We start from the raw sequence: 10,210 nt of genomic DNA, 5'->3' as shown, positions 1-10,210 counted from the left end.
TGCGCGTGATCTCAATTTTTGAATTCACTTTAAAATATGGGTTTATCTTATTAATGTTATCGGTAACATGTTACCGGTAACTGAAATAAATGTGAACCATAACACAAACAATAATTCTTAAAGGTGAACCTATGGAGCAATTAACCCAAGCCCCAGATCCTACGTTCCTACTGACGATTGCAGGCCTTGCCATTGCAGCGTTACTCGTTCTGATCATTAAACTGAAAGTCCATGCTTTTGCTTCTCTTACTATGGTGAGTTTAGGTACGGCAATCGCCACTGGCGTTCCTTCAGAGAAAGTCGTATCGACCATGATGGGCGGCTTCGGCGGCACGCTGGCTTCCGTGGCATTGCTGGTTGGTCTTGGTGCGATGATCGGTAAAATTCTTGAAGTGACTGGCGGTGCGAAAGTGCTGGCAGACACTTTGATTGGTCGCTTTGGTAAAGAGCGCGCACCATTTGCTTTGGGCGTCGCTTCATTACTGTTTGGCTTCCCAATCTTCTTCGATGCTGGCCTTGTAGTGATGATGCCAATCATCCTAAGTGTGGCGGCTCGTTTTGGTGGCTCACCAATTAAATACGCGTTGCCTGCAGCTGGTGCTTTTGCGGTTATGCACGCGTTTGTTCCACCACACCCAGGTCCGGTTGCAGCGGCAGAATTCCTTGGCGCAAACATCGGTCTGCTATTGGTGGTGGGTATTTTGGTTGCTATTCCAACTTGGTACCTTGGCGCTTACCTATTTGGTTTGTACGCGGGCAAAAAATTCGATATCCCACTATCTAAAGCCTTCTTTAATGGCGAAGCGATGGTGGATGAGCGCAACGCACCAAAATTTGGCACGGTTATGACCATCCTTGTGCTGCCAGTCCTGCTAATCTGTTTGGATACGGTATTGAACACACTGGCGGTTGCGGGTGTGATTGATGGCAAAACGGCACTGGTTGAGTTCCTACGTATGCTAGGTAAAACCCCAGTTGCGTTGCTGATCACTTTGATTGTCTGTCTGGCTGTGTTTGCCAAAGACTACGGCATGGCAAAACTAGAAAAATTGTGTGGTGAGTCATTGGCTCCAATCTGTGGCGTTATCCTTGTAACGGGTGCAGGTGGCATGTTTGGCGGTGTACTGCGCTCAAGCGGCATCGGTGATGCACTGGCTGACGTTCTTACAGACACAGGTATGCCTGTGATTGTGGCGGCGTTTGTGATTTCAACCTGTCTGCGTGTTGCTCAAGGCTCGGCAACCGTAGCGCTAACCACTACGGCGGCTCTTATCGCGCCAGTTGTGGCTGCATCAACAGGTTTGAGTGAACTAGACCTTTGCTTTATCGTAATCGCGATTGCGGGTGGTGCAACGGTACTGTCTCACTTCAATGACTCTGGTTTCTGGTTGGTCTCTCGTCTGCTTGAGATGGATGAGAAAACCACATTAAAAACTTGGACGGTAATGGAAACGTTACTTGGCGGTATCGCGTTTATTATCGTCGCAACATTAAGCTTTATTCTTTAGAGGTTCCCCATGACAACACTTGAACAACGATTAAGAGAAATCAAAATCGTCCCAGTTATCGCAATCAACGACGTAGCACACGCTCTGCCACTGGCAAAAGTGTTGGTAGAAAACGGTTTACCATGTGCGGAAGTGACATTCCGCACCGAAGCAGCGGCGGAGTCGATTCGCATCATGCGTGAAGCGTACCCAGAACTGTTGATTGGCGCGGGCACCGTTCTGACCACAGAACAAGTGGATATCGCAATCGAAGCGGGCGTGGACTTTATCGTTAGCCCAGGCTTCAACCCAACCACAGTGAAATACTGTCAGCAACGTGGCGTGACTATTGTACCGGGTGTAAATAACCCAAGCTTGGTTGAGCAAGCGATGGAGATGGGTCTGCGTACGTTGAAGTTCTTCCCTGCTGAGCCATCAGGCGGCGTAAACATGTTGAAAGCACTCACGGCGGTTTACCCAGTTGAATTCATGCCAACAGGTGGCGTAAGCCCATCCAACGTGGAAGATTACCTAGCGCTGAAATCGGTTGTAGCTTGTGGCGGTACTTGGATGGTGCCAACCGCAATGATGGACAACGGCGATTGGGAAGGCATTGCTGAATTGGTTCGCGCAGTTAAGTAAAACGCACAAACGGCTCCGAAATGCCCCCGAACGTTAGAAAACGTGATACGAAAAAGGGTCATCAAGTTACTTGATGACCCTTTTGCTTTTGGGAATGAAACGGTTTTAGAAGTGATGCTTCATAAAGCGCTTAATAAAGCGAATGAAATCTGCTTCGGCTAGCTTCGCGCACTTCAATGTTTGGGCGTGAGACAATTCTACATCTCCCAAGCCTTCTGCCATGTTGGTGATCGCACACACTGCCAATACGGGTAAGCCGCAATGCGCCGCAGAAATCACTTCTGGCACGACCGACATGCCCACCACATCACCACCGATGATTTGCATCATGCGGATTTCGGCTGCGGTCTCAAAGTTGGGGCCTGTGTAAGAGACAAACACGCCTTCATTGAGGTGAATACCATTGGCTTTGCCAACTTCAAACGCTTCTGCGCGCAGGTCTTTGTCGTACGCATTGGCGAGGCTGAAGAACCTCGGGCCGTACTCTTCATCATTCGGACCGATCATTGGCGATTCAGGCATGGTATTGATGTGATCATGAAATACCACTAGAGAGCCGACATCAATACGCTCAGGGCGAAGTGAACCTGCCGCGTTGGTGACGAGCAAAAACTCACAGCCCAGCTTTTTAAAGGTGCGCACGGGCGTGGTCATGACCTTCATTGAGCCGTGTTCGTAGTAGTGACCGCGACCTTTCATGCACACTACGTCTACGCCGCCCATGGTACCAAGCACCAACTCACCAGAGTGGCCTTGCACGGTACTAACCGGAAAGCCTTCGAGCTCTTCGTATGGAATGACCACTTTGTCTTGTAGTTCGTCTGCCAATACGCCTAAGCCAGAGCCTAAAATAAACGCCGCTTTAGGTTGGAAGTTTGGTTTGCGTTCGCGAATGGTTTGTAGCGCGCCGATTACTGGATCGTGATTCATGTTAGTCACCTTCTGGTTGTGTGTTGATTCCATTGTGTGACTTTCTGCGCTGGTTATCTTTGCTTTATTCGCTACTATCATCCTTAAAAAGAGGATGATGAAATTCGCTAGGACTCAATGCATGAAGTCAGAACCATTTGAGCGCGTGACGCTGAAGATGCTGCGTTACTTTTACGAGGTCGCACAAACCAAGCATTTCACTAAGGCGGCCGAGAACCTCAATATCACCAATTCGCCGTTGAGCAATCGCATCAAAGAGTTGGAAGAGGTACTTAACGTCAAACTGTTTGAGCGTGATTCAAGAAACGTCATGCTAACGGAGGCCGGACGATTGTTGGAGTCCAAATGCCAACTGATTTTTCAGACCTTGGATGTCTCGCTCAATCAAGTGCAGCAAGTGGGGTTGAACCAGAGAAATATCCTGCGAGTTGGTGTGGTAAGTAGCGCATTTTGGGGCGGATTTGATCGTCTGTTACAGCGCTTCCATGCTGAGCATGACACTTATCACGCCGACATTTTTGACCTTAACCCAGAGACGCAAAAGAAGCACCTTAGCGAGAAGAAAATCGATGTGGGCATTGTGCGTTTTGCTGATGCACTCAACATTTATCCGTATCAGTCGGTATCTTTGGGCAAAGATGTGTTTGTGGTGGCGGTGTCGGAGCAACATGAGTTAGCCAGCAAATCTTTGCTGCGGCTCCAAGATTTAAAGACGTGTGAGTTTGCGTTTATGAGTTTGGCGAATTCAGCCTCGGCAAACTTCATCATCAATGCCTGTCTGCAAGAAGGCTTTTCACCCCATATTGGCAAACAAGTGGTGGAGCCAAGCACCTTGATGGCGTATGTGGCAAACAGCAATACCGTGACGTTGGTGCCGTCGACGTTTTCTCAGCATCATTGGCATGGGATTCGTTTTATCAAGCTGAAAGAGTCACTGCGTGCAGACTTGTGTCTGATTCATGATGGTAAGCAGGAGAGTGCTATTAAAGCCGAGTTTATTCGCACATTATTAGAGAATGCGAGTTAAGCATGGGATAACAAAAAAGGTCATCCTAAGATGACCTTTTCAAATGATTCGCTGAAATCAGCAATGCGATTAGCGCGTAATTAACGCATCGTTACGAACTCTTCTGAGCCCGTTGGGTGGATAGCCACAACAGAGTCGAAGTCTGCTTTGGTTGCGCCCATCTTCATTGCTACGCCGAAGCCTTGGATCATTTCATCTACCGTGAAACCGATGCCGTGCAGACCAACAACCGTTTCTTCTTCGCCCGCACATACAAGCTTCATCTTACATGGTTGACGGTGCTTAGTAACGGCGGTGTACATCGCCGTAAAGCCAGACGTGTAGACTTTGATATTGTCTTTGCCGTACTTCTCTTCCGCTTCTTGCGTTGTAAGACCGATAGTGCCGATTGGTGGGTGGCTAAATACCACAGTTGGTACCAAATCGTAGTCCATCTTCGCGTTTGGTTTGTTGTTGAAAAGACGCTCAGAAAGTTGACGACCCGCTTTCACTGCTACTGGTGTTAGCTCGATACCGCCTTCCATGATGTCACCCACACAGTAGATGCCTTTCACGTTAGTTTCTTGGTATTCGTCTACCTTGATGTAGCCTTTTTCGTTCGTTGCCACACCGGTTGACGCTAGGTTGATTGCGTCTGTCGCTGGGTGACGACCGATTGCCCAAATCAGTTGGTCAACGTTTTGGCTTTCACCGTTTTCTAGGTACAGAGTTAGGCTGCCATCGGCTTCTTTTACCACTTCTTTTGGTACAGAGTGGGTGTGCAGTTTTGGACCTTCTGCGTCCATCACTTCAACCAATGTATCGATGATCATTGGATCGAAGCTACGCAGTGGTGACTCTTTACGTACGAACAGGTGCGTTTCTGTACCTAGCGCGTGCAGTACGCCAGCAATTTCAACTGCGATGTAGCCTGCGCCCACAACCGCAACGCGTTTTGGTTGCTCTGCTAGGTCGAAGAAGCCGTTTGAATCGATGCCGTATTCAGCGCCTGGAATGTTTGGAATAGTAGGACGACCACCAACCGCGATCAGTATGTGATCTGCTGTGTAGTGTTCACCGTTTACTTCGACAGTTTTTTCGTCAACAAACTTAGCAAAGCCTTTAATCACGTTTACTTTGTTGTTGCCAAGAACGCGATCGTAAGATTGGTGAATACGACCGATGTATGCCTGACGGCTCTCAACCAGTTTGCTCCAGTCGAAACCTTTCACGTCGACATCAAAACCGTAATCTTCAGCGTACAGGTTCATTGCTTCTGCGATTTGCGCGCCATGCCACATCACTTTTTTCGGTACACAACCTACGTTTACACAGGTACCGCCAAGGTCTTGAGCTTCGATTAGCGCAACTTTCGCGCCGTACATCGCCGCACGGTTTGCAGATGCGATGCCGCCACTGCCGCCACCGATACAGATATAGTCAAAATGAGTCGCCATTACTTTCTCCAAGAGCTTATAAATTTTATCTGGTACATAGATAGATTGGGATGACCTTGCCCGAACTCAATGCCACCGTTATCCCACTATCATAAATCGAATTCGACTAATTCCTAAATGGGAAAAAGCGACAATACTTATGACAAATAGCGATGAGAGGCACAAAAAGAAGAATAAGCACGATTGGAGGGAGAAGGTGAGAGCATAAAAAAGCGCAACGAGAATATCGTTGCGCTTGAAGATATCAGTACTGAAGTGCTTACTCTGGCACAATCCAGTCCACTTTCCAGTGGCCAGTTGCTGGTGCGATCGCGTCTTGCAGGAATGGCAGAATCTCTTTCATCTGGCTTTCCAGTTTCCATGGCGGGTTAATCACAATCATGCCGGATGCCGTCATGCCGCGCTCGTTGGTATCTGGTGCAACACCTAACTCGATTTGCAGAATTTTACGAATGCCCAGTGCTTCCAAGCCTTCGATCATATCTTCGATGTCGTGACGGTTTACCACTGGGTACCAAATCGCGTAGATACCGGTTGCCCAACGTTTATGGCTCTGATGAATCGCTCGCAGCACATCGCGGTACTCTTTCGCGAGTTCGTATGGTGGGTCAATCAGCACCAAACCACGACGTTCTTGTGGCGGTAAGCTTGCTTTGAGGCGTTGGAATCCGTCTTCTTTGAAGATGCTCACTTGGCGATCACGATGGAATTCTTGCTCTAACAATGGGTGATCGGCCGGGTGCAACTCGGTCAGCACCATGCGATCTTGTGGGCGGATTTGCGCGCGCGCCACACGTGGTGAGCCTGGGTAGTAACGCAGCTTCTCGCCATTGTTGAGCACTTTAATGGCATCGATGTAGCTTTTGATGTCTTCGGGAATGCTTGGGTTATCCCAAATACGTGCGATGCCTTGTTTGTATTCGCCCGTTTTTTCAGACCATTCGTGAGTCAGATCGTAACGGCCCACACCCGAGTGGGTATCGTGATAAACGAATGGCTTATCTTTTTGTTTCAGCGCATCAAGAATGAGGCTTTGAACGATGTGTTTGACCACGTCGGCATGGTTGCCAGCGTGGAAGCTGTGGCGGTAACTTAACAAATTAAACTCTCGAAACACTCTTTGGTTGAGTGTGGTCTGTGATTTTCACTCTATGGCGGTATTATACTCAAGTAACTTAAAGATGTAGAACTTCCAATCAAATCTGTTCCTCTGATAAGGGGACGCTATTGAAATTTCTTTAAGTCACCCACACTTACTATTGGTAATCGAATTGAACTAGGTGAGTTTCTCGCACTCAAAAGGGTGTGAAATTTCATTTAGGTATAACAAGACTCAAGGACAGAGTAGCGCTGGTTGACTATATGATGGTCATCGCGGCATAGAGAAAGGGAACGGAGCTCCCCCCAATCCATGTTGCTGGCTCGTCTGTACATTGAGTTGGCCTATCTACACAAAATAGACAGGCAATCACAGAGTCAAAACACAAAAGGAATTATTCATGTCTAATCCTCTACTGACGTTTACGGACCTACCTCCGTTTTCTCAAATTAAACCAGAACACATCAAGCCTGCCGTTGAGGAAGCGATTGCTGACTGCCGAGCAAAAATCGATGAAGTTCTACAAGACAACGCTCACCCAACTTGGGACAGTGTGATTGCGCCAATTGAAGAAGCGGATGATCGCTTAAGCCGCATCTGGTCGCCAGTGGGTCACATGAACTCGGTAGTGAACAGCGAAGAGCTACGTGAAGCTTACGAAAGTTGCCTACCAATTTTGTCAGAGTACGGCACTTGGGTTGGTCAGCACAAAGGGTTGTACGAAGCGTACAAAACCATCAAAGCGAGCGAAGAATTTGCAACGTTAACTCGTGCCCAGCAGAAAACCATCACTGATGCACTGCGTGATTTCGAGTTATCAGGCATTGGTTTGCCATCCGATGAGCAGCACCGTTACGGCGAGATCAGCAAACGTATGTCTGAGCTGAGTTCTAAATTCTCTAACAATGTGCTGGATGCCACCATGGGTTGGACCAAGCACATCACAGACGAGAAAGACCTAGCAGGTATGCCAGAATCGGCGCTGGCAGCAGCGAAAGCTGCCGCAGAAGCAAAAGAGTTAGATGGTTACCTCATTACGCTAGATATCCCATCTTACCTACCTGTCATGACGTACTGCGATAACCAAGAGTTGCGTAAAGAAGTGTACGAAGCGTACGTGACGCGCGCTTCTGATCGAGGTCCAAACGCAGGCAAATGGGATAACTCAGAAATCATTACTGAGCAGCTAAAACTGCGCCATGAAATTTCACGTATGCTAGGTTTCAATACTTACAGTGAAAAGTCGTTAGCAACAAAGATGGCTGAAACGCCGGATCAAGTGCTGGGCTTCCTGAATGACCTAGCGACACGAGCGAAACCGCAAGGTGAACGTGAAGTCGAAGAGTTACGTCAGTTTGCGAAAAGTGAGTTTGGTGTTGAAGAGCTGAGCGTTTGGGATATCGCTTACTACAGCGAGAAACAAAAGCAGCACCTGTTCCAAATTTCGGATGAAGAACTGCGCCCATACTTCCCAGAGTCAAAAGTCGTGAGCGGTCTGTTTGAAGTGCTAAACCGCGTGTTTGGCATGACCGTTACTGAGCGCGAAGGCGTAGACACTTGGCATGAGTCCGTGCGCTTTTTCGATATCTTTGATGCTGAAGGCACACTCCGTGGCAGCTTCTACCTAGATCTCTACGCTCGTGAACACAAACGTGGCGGCGCGTGGATGGATGATTGTCGTGGTCGTCGCGTTACGCTATCTGGCGAGCTGCAAACACCGGTTGCGTATCTAACGTGTAACTTCAACCGTCCAGTGGGCGACAAACCAGCACTGTTCACGCACGATGAAGTCGTGACGTTATTCCATGAATTTGGTCATGGAATCCACCACATGTTGACGCAAGTTGATACAGGTGCTGTTTCAGGTATTAATGGCGTGCCTTGGGATGCGGTTGAGCTACCAAGTCAGTTCCTAGAAAACTGGTGTTGGGAAGAGGACGCGCTGGCGTTCATTTCTGGTCACTATGAGACAGGTGAGCCGCTACCGAAAGCGATGCTAGACAAAATGCTCGCAGCGAAAAACTTCCAATCTGCGATGGGTATTTTGCGTCAGCTAGAATTCGGCTTGTTCGATTTCACGCTTCACACTGAATATGACCCAGAAGTGGGTGCGCGTGTACTGGAAACTCTGGCGAAAGTGAAAGAGAAAGTCGCGGTAGTTCCTGCGGTTGAGTGGGCGCGTTTCTCACACAGCTTCGGCCATATTTTTGCTGGTGGCTACAGTGCGGGTTACTACAGCTACCTATGGGCTGAAGTGCTGTCGTCAGACGCGTATTCTCGCTTTGAAGAAGAAGGCATCTTCAACAAAGAGACGGGTCTAAGCTTCCTGAACAACATCCTAGAAATGGGGGGCAGTGAAGAGCCAATGGAGCTGTTCAAGCGCTTCCGTGGCCGCGAGCCACAAATCGATGCACTGTTGCGCCACTCGGGTATTGCGGCGTAAATTGAGCAAAAAACATCAAGGCCAACCGTTCGGTTGGCCTTGTTTGTACAGTTTTTATAAAAAATTTTACGGATTTACGTTGCGGTTGATCGGGTTCTGCAACGATATCAGTGTCTCCGTGGACTGAACCTCATCAATGGCTTGCAGCTTGTCGATCAGTACAAATTGCAGCTCTTCAATCGATTTGCACATCAATTTGACGAATATGTTATACGCGCCCGTGGTGTAGTAAGCTTCAACGACTTCGTCGAGCGCGTTGAGTTTTTCTAACGCGGAGTGGTAATCACGAGCTGCATTGAGGTTAATACCAATAAAGCAGCACACATCGTAGCCAAGCTTTTTGGTATTGATGATCACCTCCGTTCCTTCGATGATGTCCGCCGACTTCATCTTCTCGATACGCACATGGATAGTGGCAGGGCTGACATCGAACTGCTTTGCCATTTCTGCGTAGGGCGTTCTGGCGTCAGCCATCAGTGTTTTTAATATTGCGCGGTCAAGGTCGTCGAGTTTCGGCAGGCTCGCATTCATACTATGATTTCCGTTAGGGATAGAGTTTTACCTCCCTTTTATACTCATAGCGGATAGGATTCACAAGGTTTGGCAGGAGTAACTGCGGGTTAACTCCGAGCTATGGAGATAATGTGCAGCGTTTTCTGGTTATTGCCGCGCTATGTTGGAGCGCGTTTGCTACGGCCTCAGATCCGAAGGTGTTGGTCGTGCACTCCTATCATCAGGGTTTTTTCTGGACGGACTCCATACAGCGAGGCATCGAGCAACAGCTGGGCGATCGAGCGCTGGACATGCGTGTGCTCTATCTAGACTCGAAACGTAACCAGAGTGAGCAGTTTTTTGCACAACTAAAATCCTTATATCTTACGAAATTACGCAAAGAGCGATTCGATGCCATTTTAGTGAGCGATAACAATGCGCTTGAACTCATGCAGCGTTTAGCCCCAATCATCAAAGACACCCCAGTTATATTTAACGGCATTAATAACTACCATCCTTCTTTACATCGTTCTCTGAATGCAACCGGAGTCATGGAAGATGTCGATTTGGAAGCGAATCTCGCTCTTATTGAGCGCTTACATCCGAACTACACACAAGTTCTCATCGTCAGTGACCACTCGGTGACCGGTGAGG

Annotated in this window: 9 protein-coding genes; 5 read left to right on the top strand and 4 right to left on the bottom strand. The window is 48.3% G+C overall.

Annotated elements, in window-relative coordinates:
• Positions 1 to 131 precede the first annotated feature (131 nt).
• Both CAG68_RS00510 and CAG68_RS00505 read left to right on the top strand, forming a co-directional pair.
• Complete coding sequence (locus tag CAG68_RS00510) at positions 132 to 1,508, top strand: GntP family permease (protein WP_012841240.1); 1,377 nt, start codon at positions 132 to 134, stop codon at positions 1,506 to 1,508.
• A 9-nt stretch (positions 1,509 to 1,517) separates the two neighbouring features.
• A complete protein-coding gene (locus CAG68_RS00505; protein WP_005394384.1) occupies positions 1,518 to 2,129 on the top strand; it encodes a bifunctional 4-hydroxy-2-oxoglutarate aldolase/2-dehydro-3-deoxy-phosphogluconate aldolase in 612 nt (203 codons plus the stop codon).
• A gap of 105 nt (positions 2,130 to 2,234) precedes the next feature.
• Here the strand turns inward: CAG68_RS00505 and xapA are convergent, their stop codons facing one another.
• Complete coding sequence (gene xapA, locus CAG68_RS00500; RefSeq protein ID WP_005379149.1) at positions 2,235 to 3,059, bottom strand: xanthosine phosphorylase; 825 nt, start codon at positions 3,057 to 3,059, stop codon at positions 2,235 to 2,237.
• Between the two features lie 121 nt (positions 3,060 to 3,180).
• On the opposite strand from xapA, the gene CAG68_RS00495 reads away from it, so the two are divergent.
• Positions 3,181 to 4,086 (top strand): LysR family transcriptional regulator, encoded by a 906-nt coding sequence (locus CAG68_RS00495; RefSeq protein ID WP_005379156.1) that lies wholly within the window; start codon positions 3,181 to 3,183, stop codon positions 4,084 to 4,086.
• Positions 4,087 to 4,166: 80 nt separating this feature from the next.
• On the opposite strand, the gene gorA is transcribed toward CAG68_RS00495, so the two are convergent.
• The gene (gene gorA / locus CAG68_RS00490; protein ID WP_161440651.1) at positions 4,167 to 5,522 is read right to left on the bottom strand and encodes a glutathione-disulfide reductase; all 1,356 of its coding nucleotides are present in this window, start codon (positions 5,520 to 5,522) and stop codon (positions 4,167 to 4,169) included.
• 259 nt (positions 5,523 to 5,781) lie between these two features.
• Positions 5,782 to 6,621 carry a 23S rRNA (adenine(2030)-N(6))-methyltransferase RlmJ gene (locus CAG68_RS00485; RefSeq protein WP_161440650.1) on the bottom strand — a complete coding sequence of 280 codons (840 nt, stop codon included), beginning with the start codon at positions 6,619 to 6,621 and terminating at the stop codon, positions 5,782 to 5,784.
• Between the two features lie 400 nt (positions 6,622 to 7,021).
• Between CAG68_RS00485 and prlC the strand changes: the two genes are divergently transcribed.
• Complete coding sequence (prlC, locus tag CAG68_RS00480) at positions 7,022 to 9,064, top strand: oligopeptidase A (protein ID WP_161440649.1); 2,043 nt, start codon at positions 7,022 to 7,024, stop codon at positions 9,062 to 9,064.
• Between the two features lie 66 nt (positions 9,065 to 9,130).
• Here the strand turns inward: prlC and asnC are convergent, their stop codons facing one another.
• Positions 9,131 to 9,595, bottom strand: a complete 465-nt coding sequence (gene asnC, locus CAG68_RS00475) for a transcriptional regulator AsnC (protein WP_005389595.1) — start codon at positions 9,593 to 9,595, stop codon at positions 9,131 to 9,133.
• 113 nt (positions 9,596 to 9,708) lie between these two features.
• Here asnC and CAG68_RS00470 point away from each other — a divergent pair.
• A partial coding sequence (locus tag CAG68_RS00470; RefSeq protein WP_161440648.1) for a sugar ABC transporter substrate-binding protein occupies positions 9,709 to 10,210 on the top strand: 502 nt, incomplete at its 3' end.

The organism is Vibrio sp. V42_P2S4T144 (assembly GCF_009904715.1).
Lineage (GTDB): Bacteria > Pseudomonadota > Gammaproteobacteria > Enterobacterales > Vibrionaceae > Vibrio > Vibrio alginolyticus.
Note: the sequence above shows the minus strand (reverse complement) of the source record. Positions and strands in the feature narration are given on the sequence as shown.